This window comes from Mesorhizobium sp. ISC11, assembly GCF_037162595.1.
GTDB classification, from domain to species: Bacteria; Pseudomonadota; Alphaproteobacteria; order Rhizobiales; family Rhizobiaceae; genus Mesorhizobium; species Mesorhizobium ciceri.
Map to the genome: position 1 here is coordinate 3,321,003 of NZ_JAVSPW010000001.1, position 21,190 is coordinate 3,342,192.

The window sequence follows — 21,190 nt, forward strand, 5'->3', positions numbered from 1 at the left end:
GTTCGCCAGTTTGTCAGCTCACACGATCAAAGGAGTGCGCAGTCGTGAGCTATCACGGCAGGAAGGTCCTGGTCACGGGTGCGGATGGATTTATCGGATCCCACCTCACGGAAGCGCTGGTGCACGAAGGCGCCGATGTCACGGCACTGGCCCTCTACAACTCGTTCGACAGCCATGGCTGGCTGGACGATTTACCCGACCACGTTCGAAGCCAGCTGCAATGCATTCGTGGGGATGTTCGTGACAGCGCGTTCATCAACCGGATCGTGCGCGGCCAGGCGGCGGTGTTTCATCTGGCTGCGCTGATTGCGATTCCCTACTCCTACGCGGCTGCCCAATCCTATGTGGAAACCAATGTGCTGGGCACCGTGAATGTCCTCGAAGCGGCACGCCACTGGGAAACCGAACGCATTGTGCATACGTCCACGAGCGAGGTTTATGGCACCGCTCTGACCATGCCGATCGACGAATCCCACCCACTGCAGGGACAGTCCCCCTACTCTGCATCCAAGATCGGCGCAGACATGATGGCGGCGTCCTATGCCAGGTCCTTCGATGTGCCGGTGGTCATCCTGCGACCGTTCAATACATACGGGCCGCGCCAGAGCGAGCGGGCCATCGTGCCGACCATCATAAGGCAGGCTCTGGACGAGAACTGTCCGGCGATCATGGTCGGCGACACCAGCCCTATCCGCGACCTTACCTTTGTGGAGGACACTGCTGCGGCATTTGTGGCGGCAGGGGCGGCCGAGCTTGAATTTGGCCATGCCTACAATGCAGGCAGCCAGCGCGCCGTCAGTGTCTCGGACGTTTTGGAGTTGGTGCTCGAGTTGAGTGGCACCAGGAAACCAGTTCGTCGAGATGAAAGCCGGATGCGGCCGCAAAACTCCGAGGTTCGCGCGTTGCTCGCCGATTCCTCGAACCTTGAAAGTAAAGTCGGATGGCGGGCACATACGAGCTTGCGTGATGGTCTGGAAAAGACCATCGAGTGGTGGCGCTCGCGCCTCAGCGAAGGCCGCGTCCGACGCGAAATGAGCTACATGACATGACCTTTCCGCGGCTCATACCAGCTTTGCTGTTGATGGCCGCTCTGCTGGCGCTGCACACAGCCGGAAACCGGCCGAGCGGTGCGGCAGGCACGGAGCCGGCAATGGATCTGCCCGCTTATCTGAAACCTGCAACTGATCCGGCGACAGGGATCCGCTTTACTCGGATCACTCAGCCCGGAGCGCTTGGCAGCGGAATTGTCTGCGGCAAAATATATTGCAGTCATCGCTACTCGAGCGCGCAAGCCTGGAATGCGGATCAGAGCCTCCTCGTCCTCATGAACGGCTGCAACGGCATGTGTTTCCTCGACGGGAAAACCTACCTCCCTTTGTTTCATCGCAACAAGTCGGGTGAGTGCGAATGGCGCCCTCGAAACGCGGAGATGATGATCTGTGTCGATGGTCAAAAGATATCGACCTGGGCGCCCCGCACCAATCGTGAGGACATAGTGTATGCCGCAACGAAATATCGGGATCTCGAATTCGGCCCGTCCAAGGGAAATCCTAGTCGTGACGGCAACCGCATTGCCGTACGCGCGACCCGCAATGATGGAGCTGCTGTCGTCTTCGCATACGACATCGACCGGCGTCTGAAATACCCGGACATCGATCTCGCCCAGGTTGCCGGAACGACCAGCTCCTGCACCATTTCTCCGCTCGGAGAGAACATCCTGTGTTTCCAAAATCTGGTCGACGGCACCGAACAGCGAGCCATTTTCGCAGTCGACGGGACCCTGCGCCAAACGTGGAAGGATCATCATCGGCCCGGCCATGGCGATTTGACTCTCGATGCGGATGGCAGCGAAATTTACGTCGGAACCAGCAAATCCGCTCCGGACAAATATCAGGTGATCAAGCGTCGGCTGTCCGATGGAAAGGTCACGTCGCTCACGAAGTACGGTGAGGCCGAGCATACGTCGCTGCGTGCTTTGGACAGGCCCGAATGGGCGTTTATAAGTTACGGGGGCAATCCCGATGAGGTTCGGAGCCACCCGGACTGGGCGCCATACACGCGCGAAGTGATCGCGCTGCGTGTCGACGGTCGTCAGGAGGTGCGACGCATCGTGCAGACGCGAAACGCTCCGTTCGACTATTGGAGCGAGACACATGCCTCACCCTCCCCTGATGGGTCGCAAGTGATCTGGTCGAGCAATTGGGGGGTGCCTGGTGGGCCGGTCTACGAATTCGTCGCCCATCTCGATTGGCCGCAGCAGCCGGGCCTGAATTAAAGGGAGATTGCCATCGATGGCCTTCGTTAGCCGAATTTTCTTTGCAGCCCTTGCCGGTTGCCTGGCCCTGGATATCGCAGCCGCGGCTGAAGCGCCGGTGGCCTATAAGCTGTCGCCCGGCGATACGGTGGAGATAGGAATAGCCTCCATAGCGGAGCGAACGCAACGCGCGATCGTGCAAATGGATGGCTCGATCGCGCTGCCCGAGTTCGGGATGATCCCGGTTGGCGGGCTGACGCCGGCAGAATTGCAGACGCGCATGGAGGCGGTGCTGCCAACCAAGATAGTCCATCAGCGCCTACCTGATGGACGGGAGCAAATGATCGTCATCAAGCCGAGCGACGTCACGGCCGTGATCGCGGAGTACCGTCCGATCTATGTGACTGGCGATGTGCTGACACCAGGGCAGCAGACTTACCGGCCACTCATGACTGTCCGACAGGCAATTGCCGTCGCCGGCGGTTTTAGTCTCCTGCGGTCTCGGGCAAGCCAAAGCGGACCTGATCCCGTTGATCTGCGACGCGACTACGAGTCGATCTGGGGGGACTACATCAGGGACTACTTTCATGGCGCGCGCATCCGCGCCGAACTTCAGAACCAGGCAGAATTTGACATGCAACCGCCGCAAGGCTCGCCCCTGTCGAATGCATTGATATCGGCGGTCGCGCAGGCGGAAGCGGAGGGCCTCAAGATTTCGCTGAACAATTTTCAGCAGGAGCAAAGCTATCTCGACAAGACCGCCAAGGATGCCGAGGCTCAGGTCGAGGTTCTGCTCAAGCGCGAGCAGACGGAAGCGGCCGCGGTGAAACAGGATGAGGACGATCTTGCGCGGGTCACCAAATCGTTCGAATCGGGCAACCTGACCAACAGCAGGCTCGCCGACGTCAGGCGTGCCGTGCTGATGTCGTCGAGCCGGGCGCTCGAGACCTCAGTCGAACTGATGAGAACGCGGCGCCAGCAGGAAGACTCCGTCAGGCAGCAGGAACGCAATGAAAATCAAAGAAGGATCGGCCTTCTGAACGAATTGAGGGACACCGACCTTCGCCTCGCCGAGACCACTGCAAGGCTCCACGCAGCCAGCCAGAAGCTTCAGCCATCAGGGGCGTCCGCGCTTCCACTGCCCGTCGCCGGCGAAACCTTTCAGGCGCGGATCACAATAACCGGCGGGGCCGGCGACGCGTCAAGAGGTCGACCGGTCGACCAGGACACCGAGGTTGCGCCTGGAGACACCATCGAGGTGAGGTTCAGCAGCGAACTGCAGAGCGCGGCGATCCAGTAGTTGCGCGGACGTGAACCGAGCCGGGAACGACGTTGCTGATGGCTCGCCCATGGCATGAAGACCGGGCGCCTGAGAAATCAACATTGGGAAATCAAGAAAGCGGGTTTGCCGTGATTGGTGAAATAGATGTCGCCAGCGCCTACAGCACCGGCCGCACCGACTTCATGGGGCTGAAGTTGGTTGTCGCGCCCGGCGTGCTCGTCCCTCGCCCGGAGACGGAACTGCTCGGCAGCACCGCCCTCAATGTGCTTCGTGAACTTAACAGGCCGGTACCGCGTGTCGTGGACATGTGCTGCGGGGCGGGCAATCTCGCCTGCGCCATTGGATACAAGGTCCCCACCGCGCGCGTCTGGGCGAGCGATCTTACTGACAGCTGCGTCGAAACCACCTGCCGGAACGTTGCCCATCTTGGCCTGGCCGGACGTATTTCGGTGCTACAGGGCGACCTCTTCAATTCCTTCTCGGGTCTGGAGCTCGAAGGTACGATCGATCTGGTCGTCTGCAACCCGCCTTACATCTCGGAGAAGCGGCTCGAAAACGACCGCGCGCATCTGATGGAACTTGAACCCCGTGAGGCGTTCGCTGCCGGGCCTTACGGCCTGAGCATTCATATGCGGGTGATCAAGGAGGCGCAGCATTATCTGCGGCAAGGTGGCATGCTGCTTTTCGAGGTCGGGCTTGGCCAGGACCGGCAGGTCATGAGTTTGGTTGAGCGTTCCAAAGCCTATGAGAGCATTCGCACGGTTGCGAACAAAGCCGGTGAAGCCAGGGTGGTTTGTGCACGGGCCAAAGCGCCAGCGTGAGCCGCGCCATGGGTTTGCGCGCCCGGTTGGGACGACGCCCTCAAGCCGTAGCCCGGCGATCAGTTTTCCTTGCTGACCACGTAACGTGCAATTCCCTGGATGGAATCGAAATTCTCCGGCAGAAGTTCACTGTCCTCGACAGTGATGCCGAATGTCTCCTCGACGAATCCGATAACTTCAAGCACTCCAGTCGAGTCTATGATGCCCTGATCGAGCAACGACGTTTCAACTTCCAGCGCACGCGGGTCGGCTACGTAGAAGTTTGACGCCAGAAAGGCGCGGATTTGATCGCTGTAGGTGTCAATTCTGTTGTTCGTGCTCAGCATTGAATTGGCCTCCGATCCAAATAATTTCCGTAAATTGCTTTATGACAGCGCCATTTTCTTGAGCTTGCCCGTGTCCGTCATCGGCAGACTGGACACAATTTGGATGGACTTCGGAATCATGAAGTTTTCCAATCGCTTCTGACATTCCATCCGCAGCTGCTTTTCGCCCATGATCGTTCCTTGCTCCATGACGACAAACGCTTTCACTGCTTGCCCCAGCAGGTCATCAGGTACTCCGACAACCGCGGCTTCCCGTACTCCCGGGATTTCCATCAGCACGTTTTCGACTTCCCTAGGCGCCACCTTTTCTCCCCGCGATTTTATGATCTCATCGCTGCGGCCGACAAAATAGAGGTAGCCTTCCTCGTCCATTCGGCAGTAGTCGCCGGTGTACAGAACCTGCTCGCCGGGCAAAGGACCTGGCTTGAGCTTCTTCGCGGTAGCCTCCGGCTTACCCCAGTAGCCCTTCATGACCGTTGCCCCGCGGATGACCAACTGGCCGACGACATTGGGACCAACCCTTCGGTCATCCTCATCGACAATCCACATTTCGGTGTTCGGGATGGCGATCCCCACGCTCAACGGTTTTCGGGCAAGATCGTCCGGCGGAAGATAGGTGCAGCGTTTGCATTCGGTCAGGCCGTACATCGAATAGATGCGGGCGGCGGCAAACAGTTCCTGGAGCAGGCGAATGTGCTTAAGCGGCAGGGCTGCCGCCGTATTCGTGACATACCTTATGCTTGCAAAATCATTTGCCTTCAGCGTCCTGAGATCCGACAGCGCGGCAAAGATGGTCGGCACGCCGGGAAAGCCTGTAACTCTCTCCCTTTCGATGATCGCAAGTATCTGTGCGGGGAAGGCAAACGAGCGCTCGAGGACCAACCGCGCCCCGGTACGGAATGCCATTATCATCTGATAGAGGCCGTAGTCGAAGGCCAGGGGCAAGACATTGAGGATCACGTCGTCTTCGCCAAGCTCAAGGTACGAGGCGATAGACGTGCAGGCTGTCATCATGTTCCTGTGTGTCAGCATCACGCCTTTGGGTTCGCCGGTCGAGCCCGACGTGTAGATGATGGCTGCGAGATCGATATCGATGCGGCGGCGGGGCGGCGCTTTGCCGTGGCCGGCAGCCGCCTCATCCCAGCGCACGGCATGCGGCAATCCCCGGAGCTCGGCGTCGTCCACCTGACCGGAGACGATGAGCCGCCGCAGCGACGGACAGTTACGCGCCGGCTCAGCAAAGACCGGCTGCAAATGTTTGTCGGTGATCAATGCTGCCGGAAGGCAATCGTTGAGCAAATACCCCAGCTTGTCGCTCTTGGTGAGCGGATTGACGACGCACACAACGGCGCTCGCCTTGAGAACCGCCCAGAAGCTGACCACGGTCTCGACGGTGTTGTCGGCGAAGATCATAACGCGGTCACCGGGGGCGACCCCGGACGTGACGAGATGACGGGCGACCGCGCTGGAGCGTGTCTCAAGCTCGTCATAGGTGAGCCGGTGCTCGCCGCACACCAGCGCTATCTTGTCGCCGAGCCGTTCGGCCGAATGGCTGAGGTAATCGTCCAGCAGAGGTACGGCGCCATGCATCATACCAGCACCTCTTCCCTGTGCAGGTGATCGACGTCTATCCTGAGGTCGACCGCATGCGCGCTCGATGGGCGGCTAGCGACAAACTGCTGATGGAGGAGCTGCGTCGACAGCACGCCGACCAACGCCATGTTGTCCGAGTTGGACAGATCCCCATCGCCGGTCTTGGCAGCGCATTTGTCCAGCAGGCGCGCGACCGAGTTCGGATCAAAGACATTCGCCGCGCGCAGGGCAGTCTCGGAGAGTGCTTCGCGGACATAGGCGGGTGCGCCATCGCCCGTGAAGCAAAGTGCGTTGGGCGCCCGGTAGGGTTGCTTCTTGCGGGCCACGACTTCCGCGGGCACGATCGATTTCGCCACACGCTTCAGCACGTGTTTCTCATCCAGAATGCGCAGCTTGTAGTCGGGCGGGAGCGAATTCGCCAACGCCACGAGCCTGTCGTCCAGGAACGGGAAGCGCCCCTCGACAGAATGGGCCATCAGCATCCTGTCACCCTGCGAGGAGAGCAGGTAGCCCGACATCAGCGTCCTGATCTCAAGATACTGGTCCTGCGCGAGAGGACCCCATCGTGGAAACTCTTCGGGCAGGTGGCCAAGCAGGTCCGCCACCACGTCGTGACGCGCCGCTTCGGCATGCATGTCGGCCGAGAACAGCCGTTTGATGGCGCTGGTGGTGCGCCAGCGGGTGTCATGCGCGAAGCCGGGCGCGCCAAATGCATGGATACCGTGTCCGAAGAACTGGCGCGCCATCGCCTGCTGCTTGACGGGCGACCGGCTCAGATAGGGGTAGAGCCGTTCCAGCAGTCGCGCGCGTCGGGCGGATGCGGGCTGCCGCCCCCAGAAACGGCGGACCTTGCCTTCACGGAACAGGTCGTAGCCGGCAAACATCTCGTCGGCGCCCTCGCCGGTCAGGACGACCTTGATGCCATGTTCGCGCACCAGCCTCGAGAGAAGGAACAACGGCGCCGGCGCGGTCCTGAGAATCGGACACTCGGCGTGACGGATCACATCTGGGAAAACCTCGGCAATATCACCGCGCGAAACCATCACCTCGTGGTGCTCGCCGCCGCTCGCACTTGCAACCAGCCGCTGGTAACGGGTTTCATCATATTCGGCGTCAGCAAAACGCAACGAGAAGGTCTGGAATGGCGCGCCGGCGAAGCGCCTACCGAGCATGGCGACAAGTGAGCTGTCGAGCCCGCCGGAAAGGTAGCAGCCAACCGGCACATCCGCCTTGACCATTCTAAGCGCCGTCGCGGCCTGCAAGGCGCTACGCACTTCGTCCACCGCATCGTCCAGTGAGCCGGTGAAGGTGCCATGGGCCTGGTCCGCGATCTCGGGATAGCAAGGTTTCCAGAAAGCGTGCTCACGAACGCTGCCATTGTCGTAGATGCGTACATGGCCGGGGGTAAGTTCCTTCACTCCCTGAAATACGCCTTGCGGCGGTACGACCGTCCACAGCGTGAAAGTCTGGTCTATCCCCGCCGGATCGAAGGCCCGCGGTATCGCCGGGTCGGCTGCGAAAATGGCCTTCACTTCGCTGGCGAAGTGAAGGCGGCCAGCATGTTCGCACAAATGCAGCGGGCAGATGCCGAACCGGTCGCGCGACAGGACGAGGCGGCCTGTCAGCGAATCCCAGATGGCGAGTGCCCACTGCCCGTTTAGCCTCTCGAACGCGGCCACGCCCCAGGCGCGGTAGGCGTGCACGATGACCTCGGTATCGCTGCGGGTGCGGAAACGATGCCCCAGCGCCGTGAGTTGTTCACGCAGCTCGATGTAGTTGAAGATCTCGCCGTTGAACACGATCCAGGTGGTATCGCCGGTGTCGGCGAGGGGCTGCTGTCCGGTCGAGAGATCGATGACCGACAGACGGGTATGCGCCAGCCCCGCCCGCCTGTCGCGGTAAACGCCGCTCTCGTCCGGGCCTCGATGGGAGAGCGCGGCTGCCATTCGTAGAAGCGCGGCTCGTGAAGGAGGCTCCGCAGCCGCGTTCAGCGCCACAATTCCGGCGATGCCGCACATGGGTCAATCCCTGTCCATCGCAGCGGACAGCTGCGGCCGTGCGTGAAGGTAGCGGGCGGCGCGGCGTTTGCTGACGATATCCTTATAGACCTTCTCGACCTGCTCGGCCGTCAGGCCGGCGGCGGCGGCAACCACGCCGGCCGAAATTCCGTGATTCATGCCGTAGAGGCACAAATCCATCAGCTGATAGGGCAAGGCGAAGTAGAACTCCTCCTGGGTTTGCGCCATGGAAAACGTGTCCGTGGTCGGCGGCCTCATTCGGACCTCCTCGTCAATCCCGAGATATTCCGCCAGCTGATAAACCTGGGTCTTGTAGAGATGGACGATCGGCATCACGTCGGCGACGCCGTCGCCCTGCTTGACGAAGAAGCCTTGGTCATATTCGAGCCGGTTTGGCGTGCCTGCCACTGCATAGTTGAGGCGGTCCGCATGATAGTATTCAGTCATCTTGCGAACCCGCTGCTTGTAGTTGGTTGCAGCGACGATCTGCAGGTAAGCCGCCGGCGAAAGACGCACGGTGTCGATCTTTCCGTCCGGATCCTCGACGGTGAGGCGCGTGATATTAAGGCCGCTGCTCTCCAGCACCGATGCCATGACCAGCTTGCATTTCCAGCCTTCGCCATATCCAGGGACGGCAGTTCGGATGGCCTCCATCTGTCGGGCGTAGGCACCGATGCCCTCGAGCGCCGGCTGGATATCTTCAAGGATTGTGTCGATGCCAAGCTGCCCGGCGACGCTGCGGCCAAGCCTCAGCGAGTCGCCGGATGAATCGCGCTCCGGCATGAACAGGCCCAGTACCTTGTCCCTGCCGAACGCGCGTGCGCAGACCGTTGCGACGACCGAACTGTCGATGCCTCCGGAGAGCCCGACAACCACTCCGCGGCGCCGTTGTGTGCCGAGAACCTGTTCGCGCAAGGTCTCGACGATGCGATCGATCTCCAGCCGGGCATCGAGCGCCAGCACACCGCTGCTGAATTCCCCGATCAGGTCGATGACACTGCCTCCCGTTTCTGTGACTCGATTGAAGAGTAGGTCTCAGTCACAGCGTTTTCGATGAGCGGGCGATTGATGGTCAGATGAGGCTCCACGACCATGTCGATGTGAGTGCCGGCGATCGGAATGACGTCCAGATGGACGAATGCCCGATCCCACCCAAGTGCAAGCGGCATTCCGGGCCGCGCGCAACGGAACAAGGTGCCGGTGATCGGCAGTATCGGCCTGGGTTCTGTGAGCCACTGGAAGAAGGCGCGCGCGCGCAGAACTTCCTGCAGTTCCAGTTTGGTTCTGAAGCTCGTCGGGTTGAACTGACCCTCGGCATAGCGATCGAGGAAGCTGGCAAGCCGGGATTCGCAGTGCATTTTGACCGCGACCTTGGCAAGCGCGCGGCATGCCACTCGACTAGCCGATATACGATTGGTTCGGATCCGGTGAAATGTCCGGGTAATCGTCTCCCAACGCTTGCTGCGTTCGCCAACCAGGCTGGTATCCAGAATGCCCGTGAACGCTACCGCTCGCCCTTGATCAAGCAGACGCGCGGCAACCTCAAAAGCAACCGCTCCTCCGAGCGAGTGACCAAGCAGGCGAACACAGCCGGTCGGCTGTACGCGGTTGATATGATCGATTGCAGCTTCGACCATTGCGGCGACGGTGTTCTGACCTTGCAGGATCATGCCCAGGGCCGGATATCTGATGGGAGACACCCTGGCGACCTTGCTTATTGCCGATGCGAACGAAGCAAGGCTCGGACCATAGCCGACCGACCCGGGGAAAAGGAAAAGCAGCGGAGGCTCGTGTTTCCAAGCGGGCGCGTGCTCGCCGCCTCCTTGAGCAGAAATGACCGCTGCAACCATCTCATCGAAGCTCATTCCAACCGTGAAGGCTTCCAATCCGAGCTCCTGCCCGATCGCGCTTTCGATTTCCATGACGCAGTGCAGCAGCTTCAGCGAATCTCCCCCCGCTTCATCCCAACAGCCCAGGGCGACCCGCGTCTTGAGGACCTTGGTCCAGGCACGCCGTACGATCTGATGAGCAGGAACTTCATGTCCCGCATGGGGTATTTGCGGTGGGGGCGTGGTTTCCCGAACCGAAAGGTCAATTGCAGCCAGCGTTGTCATATCGATCTTTCCGCTGGGCAGTCGCGGTATCTCGGCGCTTGCATGGAGTCGCAACGGGCAAAGCGCCGGCGGCAATTTTGTCCTGGCAAGTTGGCGCAGCTCGTCGCAAAAACTGGCTCCCGCTCCGCTGTGCGGTACGGCGAATGCAACCAGTTCATTCGCCGGGGTGACGATAACCACGGCATCCTTCACCGACGGCGCGCCACGCAGCACCCGTTCGAGTTCGGCCGGCTCAACGCGCCGCCCATTGACCTTTATCTGGCGCCCTTTGCGGCCTATGATCCGCAGCAGGCCGTCACTCCCGATTTGCACAAGATCGCCCGTCGCAAAGATGCGAAGCGTCTGGTCGTCGGGGTCTACTTCAAACGGAACAACGGCCCCGTTTTCCCAATGTCCAAGCGCGACATACGGGCTTCTGATCAACAGTTCTCCGATCTTGCCGGGCTGAACCGGGTAACCCTCTTCATCGACCACTGCGAAGCTGATTCCCGGAAGCAGCCAGCCGACGGGAGCCGAAGAATCGAATTCCGGCCAATCGTGCGGCAAGAACCACTGCGATCCCGTCGTTTCCGTCGATGAATAGCCGATCTGCACCAGGCAATTTGGCGGGACAGCCTTGCGCACGAGGCGGATGTCGGCCGAAGATACCTTCTCGCCTCCAATTCGGGCAACTCTGAGCGAACCAAAGGCGTCCGCGGGTTCATCCGCCAAGAGAGCGCGAAGCAATGCCGGCACCAGATAGGTGATCGTCACGCCTTCGGATTGCATGCGGCCGCGAACCGCGCGCAGGCCGACGGCTTCAACCTCCACAAGCTGCAACGTGGCACCCGTGAGCAGAGCGGCAAGAATTTCCCGACAGCCGGCGATGGTTGCCGGGCCGGTCAGAGGCAGGAATACATCCTGTGCATTGATGTGGCACGCATCGACATATTGCTGCACTCGGCACAGCAAGTTCCGCTGGCTGTTGACAATCCCCTTGGGGCGGCCCGTGCTGCCGGAGGTATAAAGCACGATTGCCGGTGCATCGACAGAAACCACACGGTGTGCGGCTGGATGGGGCGTTGCCTGCAATGATTGCGCCATATCGATCCAGGCAACGTGCTGGGTCAGATCAAGGCCGTGGAGGCCTTTGTCGCCAATTATGGCGGAGAGCCTCGCGTCGGCGACGATTTCGTTGATGCGCGAGTCCGGATCTCGCACGTTAAGCGGCACTGACGGCCGACCGGATGCCATGCTGGCCAGCATCGCAACGGTGTACCAGACCGAGTTGGCCTGAAGTATTCCAACCGCATTTCCGTCGGGAACGACGGCTTCAATCCAGCCGGCCAATGCCTCGACCGCCCGAAAAAGCTCGGAATAGGTCAGTCGATTGGTGCCGTCGCTGGCGGCTAATTTTTCGGAATAACGCCCGGCGATCTCCCTCAGGTGATCAAAGACAGGAACGTCGGCGAAGCCAGTTCCCATCCGTTGATGCAGACGTAGAACAGGCCCGCCATGGTCAAGAGCATGATCGGGAGCTTTTAGCCATCGGCAAGGGACCACCGCTTGGTAGTCAGCCTGCACCGTTTGAATCGCCCTCGAAGATTCTAAATGCGCCAGAGACATAAGGGCCCCACGCTAGGATTGTTGCCGCTTATCGCTCCGCGGCATGATCTTTTCATCAATCATTCGGATGATGCGTGAGACGGTCTTAATCGCTTGAATTATTCGAAGATGAAGAGGCCAGCCTGCGCCCGCCCGGGCTGCGGGACTACCTTACCTTACAGAGGTGTCGGGCTGCGCGCTGCTATCCGCTTTGCCAGTACTTGAAACGAAGCAGTATGCGAACACTTCCCCTCCAAGCTCATCCGTTACACGAACCCAATTGTTTTCCCAAGTCCGCAGGGTAACCTGGCGTCCCGTTGACATAGTCGCCGCCGTGAACGGGCTGGACGCATTGACGTTACTCGCCGCGACCACGTCATCCCCCTCCATTTGTTCCACCAGGTATGTTTGCATCACTGCTCCTGACTGTGGGGCAAGGCCGGTTCAATCGCGTGTAGCTGGACAACTCCAACCGCAGGGAACGGATTTCGTTCCATGCTACAGGCAACCCTACCGCCGGAAGTCAGCCTTCAGATCGCCTGCCCTCCTGGCAGGACCGTGGCCTAGCCGCTGAACGACTGGTCAGGACTGAGCTATGCTTTGGGGGAGATGGACCTCGCCCTGCGAATCCGCATACTTCTGGAAAAGTGCAATCTTGTCGGGATACGTAATCCGGATTTCGCTGTGACAGCCCTCGCAGCGATATTTGGACGCAACCTGGAACCAGCGCCCGGGTTTCAGCAAAGCCAATCCGCAGCGAGGACATTTGAACGTCATTTCAAGAGGGCATAGATTCTGACACAGCGGCATTTCGCAAAGTCCATAAGGGATACCTAATGTTAGGCAACGACAGCCGGCCGAAATCGTTCCTGGACGCCGTGACGCCGTTCTTTTCGTCAGGCCGATGACCAGCCCCGGACGCCGGGAGATTATTGGATTATCCGCGATGCCAGATTTACTGACGCGGGCCTGAACTCAAGCGCACCCCGATTTCCGGTGGCGTAGCGCCGTTGCAGGCGTTGACTGATGTCAGCAGCTTGCAATCCGAATGAGCAAGCCCGGAGCGAGGTGGCCTCGGGGGGACGACGGGGCCGCACGGTCGACGACACGGCCTATCCGGATGCTGAAACAACGCCGCGCGCCGACCCTGTCGAACAGCACCAGTGGAACAGGCAGGACGAAAAGCGGCGCAACAGGCGGCAATACTTAAGTGTCTCGCCTATATCGTAGCTCGGAAGCCGCGATCCCGACCGAGTTGATGGATATGGAAGCGCTGTTGAAGGGAACCGACGCATCCCTTGGCGAATGCGTCGGTTCCAGAAGTTTATGCGTGGCGGATTTCCGTTCCCAGCACCTTCAGACATTCGCGGATGAACGCAGCAAGCGCCGTCCAACCTTTGGCCGAAACCATTGTCCCGTCCACATAGGCCTCGGTCGGCGACAGGTCGATATAGGTGCCACCCGCCAGTGTCACCTCCGGCTCGCAGGCGCCGAGTGCCGCGACCTTCTTGCCGCGCACCACGCCGTCGACAGCGATCAGGATCTGCACGCCGTGGCAGATGGTGAAGATTGGCTTCTTGGCCTCGTGGAAATGGCGCACGATCGCCTGCACGCGCTTGTCGGTGCGGATGTATTCCGGGCCGCGGCCGCCCGCGCAGTAGACGGCATGATACTGATCGAGCTGCCTCTCGGCTTCCGAGAAAGTCTTGTTGATCAGCGCATAATGGCCGAGCTTTTCGGTGTAGGTCTGGTCGCCCTCGAAGTCGTGCAGCGAGGTCTTGATCAGATCTCCGGCGTTCTTGTCCGGGCATACCACGTGGATGGTGTGACCGACGGCTTCCATCGCTTGCTGATAGACAAAGATTTCGTATTCTTCGGTGAACTCACCGGTCAGCATCAGTATCTTTTTGCCTGGCATGGTTCTTCCTCTCAGTGTTTTGAGCTAGGCAAGGCGCAGACTGCGCCTGCCTTTCTGTGAAATCGGATAGGGTCAGAATGGCGAATCCGGAAAGTAATATTCCTTGGCGTTGGCCTGGGTGATCAACGGCGCGTCGAGCTTGACGGTGCCACGGACGGGTGCCTGGCCGATCAGGTTGGCGACTGTCATGTAGATCGCGGTCTTGATCATCGACGGCGGGTATGGCGTCTCGACCGGCGTCATGGCGTCGCCGTCGATCACTTTCTTGACGATGTCCTTCATGCCGTTGCCACCGAGCGCAAGCTTGATGTCGGTCCGCCCCGACTGCTTGACCGCCTCGAGCACGCCAAGCAGCATGTCGTCGTCATTGGCCCACACCGCATCGATATGCGGGTACTTGGCCAGATAGTCCTGCATCAGCTTGAAGGCTTCGTCGCTGTTCCAATGCGCGTACTGGATGTCGAGGACTTTCAGATCAGTGCCTTTGATCGTGTCCTGGAAGCCCTTGATGCGCTCGTCGTCGATGACGGTCGGAATGCCGCGCAACACAACGACGTCGCCCTTGCCGCCAAGCTTGTCGATCATGAACTTGGCGGTGTTGGTGCCAACCGCGATATTGTCGCCGGCGAGGTAGAGATCCTGGACGGAGGCGTCAGTCAGACCCCGATCGACGACGGTGATGAACGTGCCCATGTCCTTGATAGCGTTGACCGGCTGGGTCAGCTCTTCCGAGCTGTAAGGCAGGATCACCAGAGCATCCAGCTTGCGGCTGGCCGACAGGTCCTCAAGCGCGCTGACCTGCTCCGCCGCGGACGGCGACGTCTTCACGACCACTTCGACGTTCGGGAACGCGGCGTTGATTTCCTTGGCCGCCGCTTGTGCGTGGTAGACGATGCCCGCTGTCCAACCGTGGTCAGCGGCCGGTATCGACACCGCGATGACCTTCTTGTCTTGCGCCATGGCCTGGCCGGCCAGCAGCAGCGCGCCAAGTGTCGCTGCCGCAATCCATTTTCTACTGAACATTGTCTTCTCCCTTGGACCTACAAGAACGTTAATCCGCGTGGTCCGGACGCGGCGCTATTTCGAATTCGAAAACCGCTGGATGAGCATGGCGATGATGATGATGACGCCTTGAACAGCGGCAACGAGGTATTCGGAGACGAAGTCCGAGAGCACCATGAGATTGGCGATGAGTTCCAGGATGACGGCGCCGGCGACTGTCCCCCACACATGGCCCTTGCCGCCGCGCAATGCGGTGCCGCCAATCACCACGGCGGTGATGACCTGCAGTTCCCAAAGCTGTCCGGTTGTCGGCGTTGCGGCGCCCAGGCGCGGCACGTAGCAGATCGCGGCAATCGCCACACAGACACCCTGGACGATATAGGCCACGGTCCGTGTCCTGATCACCGAGATGCCGGAATAACGGGCGACATCCTCATTGGCGCCGACCGCCGCACATTTGCGCCCATATTTCATCTTGTAAAGGATGAAGGATGCGACCGCGGCGACTGCGACGGATATGAGGATTGGAACCGGGATCCCGCCGACCGTGCCGAAATAGACAGGCCGGTAGGCCTCGCGCAACGACCTGTCGATCGGTATCGTGCCGCCATCGGTCAGATAGGTTATCAGCGCCCGGAAAATCCCCATCGTGCCCAGCGTGGCGATAAACGGTTCGATCCTGCCGACCGTGACGATGAGCCCGTTGGCAAGCCCGCACAGGAGGCCGACCAGGATCGCAACCGCCATACCGGCGGGAATAGCCCAGATGCCGGCATGCGGCGCCACCGCGTTCATGAACATGATGGTGATGCCGGTGATGAAGGCGGCCATCGAGCCGACGGAAAGATCGAGCCCCCCCGACGAGATCACAAATGTCGCGCCGACCGCGATAATGGCGATGAAGGCGCTGCGGGTGATGACGTTGGCGAGGTTGGTGGCGGACAGGAAATCGGGGTTGATGAGGTAACCGGCCACCAGCAGAGCTGCCAGCGCAAGAAAAGGCCCGATATCGGTCCAACTGATGTTGAGATCGAGGGGGCGACGCCTGGGTGCGGATTCGCTCATGACAGCCATTTTGTGCCTCCCTTGGCTTTTGGCCCTGGCTTGGGGCCACTGGTCGCCAGTACCGCCACATTGCTTTCGGTCATTTCGGCGCCACTGACCTCGCCGGTGATGCGGCCTTCGCGCATCACCAGGATGCGGTCGCAGATGCCGATCAATTCCTGCATCTCCGAAGAGATGACGATGCAGGCCTTGCCCTTGGCCACAAGCTCCTGGATGAAGGCATAGATCTGCGCCTTGTTGGCGATGTCGATGCCACGCGTGGGCTCGTCGATAATGACCACCGAAGGATCGGTCAGCAGCACCTTCGCCAGCAGCAGCTTCTGCTGATTGCCCCCGGAAAGCTGGGCCGCTTTGGCGCCGAGGCTCTTCAGCCTGATGTCATATGTCTCCACGGCCTGTTCCAGGGCTTGCGCTTCGCGGCGCCGACCCATCGAGAGGCCGGGATGGAACACATCGAGCGCCGACAGCGTCAGGTTAGGCGCCAAGTGCTCTTGCAGCAGCAGTCCCTTGCCCTTGCGATCCTCGGTCAGGTAACCGACGCCGGCGTCGATCGCCGCGCGCGGCGATTGGAAATGGACCGACTTGCCCTCAAGTTCGATCTTGGCAACTGCCGGGCGCAAGCCGATAATGCCCTCGAAGAGTTCGGTTCGGCCTGCGCCGACCATACCGGCGAACCCCAGGATCTCGCCCTTGTGGACCGTGAACGACACGTCCTCCACATAGCCGGGAACGGAGGCGTTCCTCACGCTCAGCATCGGTACATCCGAAGGCGCTGCGGTTCTCTCAGGATAGAGCGCTGCCAGTTCGCGCCCGACCATCAGCCGCGCCATGTCCATCTGGCTCAGCGTCTTGCCGGGATAGGTGCCGACCATCTTGCCGTCGCGCAGAACGGTCACTTTGTCTGCGACCCGCTGCACCTCATCCAACCGGTGGCTGATATAGAGCACGGCGGTGCCGTGAGCCTTGAGTTGCAGGACGATCTCCAGCAGGCGCTCGACCTCGCCACCGGTCAGAACGGCGGTCGGCTCGTCGAAGATAACCACCTTGTGGTCGTCAAGCAGGGCGCGAGCGATCTGCACCATCTGCCGGTCTGCCAGCGAAACGTCGCGCACCAGTGCCCTTGGCGAGACCGCGCAGCCGATCTGCGCCAGTTTCTCGGTTGCCAGCCGGCGCATGGTGCGGTCATCCACGACATGGCCACGCGAAAGCTCTCGCCCAAGAAACAGATTGTCGGTGACCGTGAGCCCCTCGGCGAGCAGGATCTCCTGATGAACCAAAGCGATACCGGCATCCTGTGCTTGGGCAGGCTTGGCAAATTTCACCGCGTGTCCGTTCATCGACAACGTGCCGTGGCTTGGCTCGACATAGCCGGACAGCAGCCGCATCAACGTCGACTTGCCGGCACCGTTCTCGCCAATGATGGCATGGATCTCTCCCGGCAGGACGTCCAGGGTGACGTCCGACAGCACCGTCACTGGGCCGTATTGCTTGGACAATTCCTGGGCGCGCAGCACCGGTTCAAGCGAACCAGGCGCTTCGCTGGACAACGTGCTCCCGCCCTCCCCGGCGATATTCGCGGCAATGGACATCCGTTCCGACCTCAATCGAATGCCGGGAGCAGGCGATCGCGCGAGTGCTCGATATGGATGCGCATCGCCTTTTCGGCGGCATCGGGATCGGCCGAGCCGAACGCGGCAAGGATCGCCTCGTGTTCGTCAAGCGCCTCCTCGGTCACGCGTGCATGGAACATCAGGCGGAAGATGTGGAAGTGCGTGTGCTGGTGGCTCAACGTCTCACGGATGAGTTCGTTTTGAGAAAACTCCATGATCTTGTCGTGGAAGATCGCATCCTGTCTGGCGAAATTCGAATAGCGCACGCGATCATCCTTGCCTTCGCGGCGTGACATCACGCCGGCAGCTTCGAGCAACAGATCGAGCTTGGCGTCGTCCATCGTTGCGGCGGCCTTTGCGGCGCCATGCGGCTCGAGCAGCAGACGCATCTCGTATAATTCGTCGAAACGGCGCCGGGTGATCTGGGGCGCGGCACGATAACCGATCAGATGCGTCTTGAGCACCAGGCCTTCGCCTTCGAGCCGTCCGAGGGCTTCCCGGATCGGCGTGTGCGAGACGTTGAATTCCTTGACCAAGCTGTCGACTGTGATGCGCGAGCCGGGGGGGATCTTCAGCGCCATCAACTGCGCGAAGATGGCTTCATAGACATCTTCGACGAGACTGTTGGCGCGCTGGATGCGACCAGCTCCAATGCTGGCGTCGCTTGGGTCGGGTAAGTTTGCGGTCTGCATATTTTGCCTCTTGACAGTGAGGACTGCTAACACGATGGTTCCGCGGATGCAATCCTATATCCTATACGATTTTAAAGCGGATATCTTTTAAGTGCGAGAGACACACTCTTAAACCGTCCGATCCAGACCGAGTTCAATGCCTCCGTTTCCAGTCAGCAGCCGTCAAAGGAACAATCATGACCCTCTTCGCCGCCCTGCGGTTGCCGCGTGAAATCCTGTTCGGGAAGGGGCAACGCCATGTGCTGCCGACGGTCGCCGCCCGGTTCGGCCGACGCGCGCTGGTCTGCACCGACGAGCGTTTCGCGGGCACAACGGTATTCGCCGACATTATCAAGTCCCTTCAGTCAGCCTCGATCGAGGTCCTGGTGCATGATCGTGTTCTGCCCGACGTGCCACGCGATACGGTCGGCATCTGCGTCGAGGAAGCGAAGGGGTTCGGGCCGGATATGGTGATCGGCATCGGCGGCGGCAGCTGTCTCGATTTCGCCAAATGCGCCACCCTGCTGCTCAGCCATGGCGGCAAGCTCCAGGACTATTACGGGGAGTTCAAGGTGCCGGGTCAGACACTGCCGCTGATCGCCGTACCCACCACGGCCGGCACCGGCTCCGAGGTGACGCCGGTCGCGGTGATTTCCGACCCGGACCGGACGCTCAAGGTCGGCATATCGAGCCCTCACCTTATCGCCGCGGTCGCTCTGTGCGATCCCGAGCTGACAATGACCTGTCCGCCTGGCCTGACCGCGATCGCCGGCGCCGACGCTTTGACCCATGCGATTGAGGCCTTCACCGCCATGCGGCGCGGTGAAGATCCCAATCTGCCGCAACAGCATGTCTTCATCGGCAAGACTGCGCTGACAGACCATTTCGCGTTGCTCGCGATAAAGCTGCTTGGCCGGAGTCTGGAGAAAGCCTGCAGCGACGGCACGGATGCCGACGCGCGTGCCGATGTCATGATGGGCGCTCTGGCGGCGGGCTGCGCGTTCGGCACCGCCGGCACGGCGGCGGCGCATGCCGTGCAATACCCGGCAGGCGCCCTCACCCACACCGCCCATGGTTTGGGCGTGGCCACAATGATGCCTTACGTGATGACCTATAACAGCCGCGTCGCCGCTCACGAGATGGCAGAGATCGGCGCGGCACTTGGCTTGGAGGCCAAGGCGCGAACCGCCGACGAGATGGCAGCCGCCACGATCGAGGAGATCAGGCGATTGTTCGCGGCGATCGGTATTACGCCGACACTGGCGGATCTGGGCCTCCCTGCCGATAAGCTTGACTGGACCGCCGAGCAAGCGCTCGGCATCGACCGCCTGATCAAGAACAATCCGCGTGCGTTCGATCTCGGCACGATGCGACGTCTCGTCCAGGCCGCCCATGACGGCGACCTCGCCGCCTGCGTTATGTGAGAAACGGAACAAAGCGATGAATTTGAACACTCAGCAACTCGACCAGGATGGCTATGACGTGCGCGGTTTTTCGCACGGACTCTACATCGACGGCACTTGGCGGTCGTCCTCCGACGGTCGGCTCATCGATGTCGTCGATCCCTCCTCCGGGGCGGTGATCGCGGCGGTTCCCGATGCGACGGTCGAGGACGCCACCGCCGCCGTCGAGGCGGCGGCCAAAGCAGCTAGGAGATGGCGGGAAACTGCGCCGCGCAAACGCTCGGAAATCCTCAGGCGCTGTTTCGAACTGATGGTCGAACGCTCCGAAACGCTCGCCATGCTGATCTCGCTGGAGAACGGCAAGGCGCTGCGCGACGCGCGCGGCGAAGTGGCTTATGCCGCCGAGTTCTTCCGCTGGAATGCCGAAGAGGCGGTCCGGATCACCGGTGAATTCGGCACCGCGCCATCCGGCACCAACCGGATCGTGGTCGATTATGAGCCGATCGGAATTTGCGTGCTGATCACACCGTGGAATTTTCCGGCCGCGATGGCGACCCGCAAGATCGCGCCGGCGCTGGCGGCAGGCTGCACTGTCGTCCTGAAGCCGGCCAGCGAAACACCACTGACGGCCTATGCGCTGGCGGCACTCTACAGCGAAGCCGGCGTGCCTGCCGGCGTCGTCAACGTGCTGACCACGACCAGTCCCGGGTCGCTGACTTCGGCCATGCTTGCCGATCCGCGGGTCAGGAAGCTGTCCTTCACGGGGTCGACGGGTGTCGGCCGAACCTTGCTCGGCGAGGCTTCAAAGCATGTCATTTCGTGTTCTATGGAACTCGGCGGCAATGCCCCGTTTGTCGTCTTCGACGATGCCGATCTCGACGCCGCCCTCGATGGCGCGATGATCGCCAAGATGCGCAACGCCGGCGAAGCCTGCACCGCCGCCAATCGCCTCTATGTGCAATCGGGAATCTATGATGCTTTTGCCGACGGGCTCCGCAAGCGCATGGCGGCACTTAAGGTGGGGGCGGGCCCGAATGCCGACACCGAGTGCGGGCCGATGATCACCAGAAAGGCTGTCGACAAGATCGATCGCCTGGTCAAGGACGCGGTGGGCCGGGGAGCCAAGGTGCTTTGCGGCGGGGCGATTTCGGAGGAAGAAGGATTCTTCTATCCGCCAACAGTGCTGTCCGAGGTGCCGCCGGATGCGGAGATGGCGCACGAGGAGATTTTCGGCCCGGTGGCACCTATCACACGCTTCGACACCGAGGCCGAGGCCATCGCCCATGCTAACAACACGGAATATGGCCTGGCCGCTTATATATACACACGCGATGTTGGGCGCGGCATGCGGGTGGCGTCGGGGATCGAGGCCGGCATGATCGGCCTCAACCGGGGACTGATGTCGGATCCGGCCGCACCATTCGGAGGCGTCAAGCAGAGCGGCCTTGGCCGCGAAGGCGGCCAGCACCACGGCATCGCCGAGTTCATGGAGGCTAAATATATTGCCGTCACCTTCTGAACCGGCAGTC

16 protein-coding genes are annotated in these 21,190 nt (G+C 60.9%); 6 read left to right on the top strand and 10 right to left on the bottom strand.

The window, feature by feature from the left end; translation table 11 throughout:
- Positions 1–44: 44 nt before the first annotated feature.
- From RPF88_RS16385 to RPF88_RS16400, 4 genes are all read left to right on the top strand, one after another.
- On the top strand, positions 45–1,049 hold the full coding sequence (locus RPF88_RS16385; RefSeq protein ID WP_063167490.1) for an SDR family NAD(P)-dependent oxidoreductase: 1,005 nt from the start codon (positions 45–47) through the stop codon (positions 1,047–1,049).
- On the top strand, positions 1,046–2,275 hold the full coding sequence (locus RPF88_RS16390) for a hypothetical protein (RefSeq protein WP_027163967.1): 1,230 nt from the start codon (positions 1,046–1,048) through the stop codon (positions 2,273–2,275). The genes RPF88_RS16385 and RPF88_RS16390 overlap by 4 nt, the downstream gene beginning before the upstream one ends.
- Positions 2,276–2,291: 16 nt before the next feature.
- The gene (locus RPF88_RS16395; RefSeq protein ID WP_063167489.1) at positions 2,292–3,554 is read left to right on the top strand and encodes a polysaccharide biosynthesis/export family protein; all 1,263 of its coding nucleotides are present in this window, start codon (positions 2,292–2,294) and stop codon (positions 3,552–3,554) included.
- A gap of 110 nt (positions 3,555–3,664) precedes the next feature.
- The gene (locus RPF88_RS16400; RefSeq protein WP_164745784.1) at positions 3,665–4,357 is read left to right on the top strand and encodes a N5-glutamine methyltransferase family protein; all 693 of its coding nucleotides are present in this window, start codon (positions 3,665–3,667) and stop codon (positions 4,355–4,357) included.
- A 59-nt stretch (positions 4,358–4,416) separates the two neighbouring features.
- Here the strand turns inward: RPF88_RS16400 and RPF88_RS16405 are convergent, their stop codons facing one another.
- The 10 genes from RPF88_RS16405 to RPF88_RS16450 all read right to left on the bottom strand — a co-directional run bounded on the left by RPF88_RS16405 (position 4,417) and on the right by RPF88_RS16450 (position 18,279).
- Positions 4,417–4,683: an acyl carrier protein gene (locus tag RPF88_RS16405; RefSeq protein ID WP_013533122.1), complete on the bottom strand. Its 267-nt coding sequence runs from the start codon at positions 4,681–4,683 to the stop codon at positions 4,417–4,419.
- Positions 4,684–4,722: 39 nt separating this feature from the next.
- Positions 4,723–6,276 carry a class I adenylate-forming enzyme family protein gene (locus tag RPF88_RS16410; RefSeq protein ID WP_063167488.1) on the bottom strand — a complete coding sequence of 518 codons (1,554 nt, stop codon included), beginning with the start codon at positions 6,274–6,276 and terminating at the stop codon, positions 4,723–4,725.
- Positions 6,273–8,294: an asparagine synthase (glutamine-hydrolyzing) gene (gene asnB, locus RPF88_RS16415; RefSeq protein ID WP_063167487.1), complete on the bottom strand. Its 2,022-nt coding sequence runs from the start codon at positions 8,292–8,294 to the stop codon at positions 6,273–6,275. Before asnB ends, RPF88_RS16410 begins: the two co-directional genes overlap by 4 nt.
- 3 nt (positions 8,295–8,297) lie before the next feature.
- Positions 8,298–9,278, bottom strand: a complete 981-nt coding sequence (nadE, locus tag RPF88_RS16420; protein WP_272482884.1) for an NAD(+) synthase — start codon at positions 9,276–9,278, stop codon at positions 8,298–8,300.
- Positions 9,278–11,872: an AMP-binding protein gene (locus RPF88_RS16425; protein WP_337122679.1), complete on the bottom strand. Its 2,595-nt coding sequence runs from the start codon at positions 11,870–11,872 to the stop codon at positions 9,278–9,280. The genes nadE and RPF88_RS16425 overlap by 1 nt, the downstream gene beginning before the upstream one ends.
- Positions 11,873–13,316: 1,444 nt before the next feature.
- Positions 13,317–13,910 (bottom strand): DJ-1/PfpI family protein, encoded by a 594-nt coding sequence (locus tag RPF88_RS16430; protein ID WP_013533129.1) that lies wholly within the window; start codon positions 13,908–13,910, stop codon positions 13,317–13,319.
- Between the two features lie 72 nt (positions 13,911–13,982).
- Positions 13,983–14,933, bottom strand: coding sequence for a substrate-binding domain-containing protein (locus RPF88_RS16435; RefSeq protein WP_063167484.1), 951 nt, complete (start codon positions 14,931–14,933; stop codon positions 13,983–13,985).
- 54 nt (positions 14,934–14,987) lie between these two features.
- Positions 14,988–15,986, bottom strand: a complete 999-nt coding sequence (locus tag RPF88_RS16440; RefSeq protein ID WP_024502420.1) for an ABC transporter permease — start codon at positions 15,984–15,986, stop codon at positions 14,988–14,990.
- Positions 15,974–17,566, bottom strand: coding sequence for a sugar ABC transporter ATP-binding protein (locus RPF88_RS16445; RefSeq protein WP_063167483.1), 1,593 nt, complete (start codon positions 17,564–17,566; stop codon positions 15,974–15,976). The genes RPF88_RS16440 and RPF88_RS16445 overlap by 13 nt, the downstream gene beginning before the upstream one ends.
- A gap of 11 nt (positions 17,567–17,577) precedes the next feature.
- Positions 17,578–18,279, bottom strand: a complete 702-nt coding sequence (locus RPF88_RS16450; protein ID WP_013533133.1) for a GntR family transcriptional regulator — start codon at positions 18,277–18,279, stop codon at positions 17,578–17,580.
- Between the two features lie 176 nt (positions 18,280–18,455).
- Between RPF88_RS16450 and RPF88_RS16455 the strand changes: the two genes are divergently transcribed.
- Both RPF88_RS16455 and RPF88_RS16460 read left to right on the top strand, forming a co-directional pair.
- Positions 18,456–19,682, top strand: a complete 1,227-nt coding sequence (locus tag RPF88_RS16455) for an iron-containing alcohol dehydrogenase (RefSeq protein WP_024502418.1) — start codon at positions 18,456–18,458, stop codon at positions 19,680–19,682.
- A 16-nt stretch (positions 19,683–19,698) separates the two neighbouring features.
- A complete protein-coding gene (locus tag RPF88_RS16460) occupies positions 19,699–21,180 on the top strand; it encodes an NAD-dependent succinate-semialdehyde dehydrogenase (RefSeq protein WP_337122680.1) in 1,482 nt (493 codons plus the stop codon).
- Positions 21,181–21,190 lie beyond the last annotated feature (10 nt).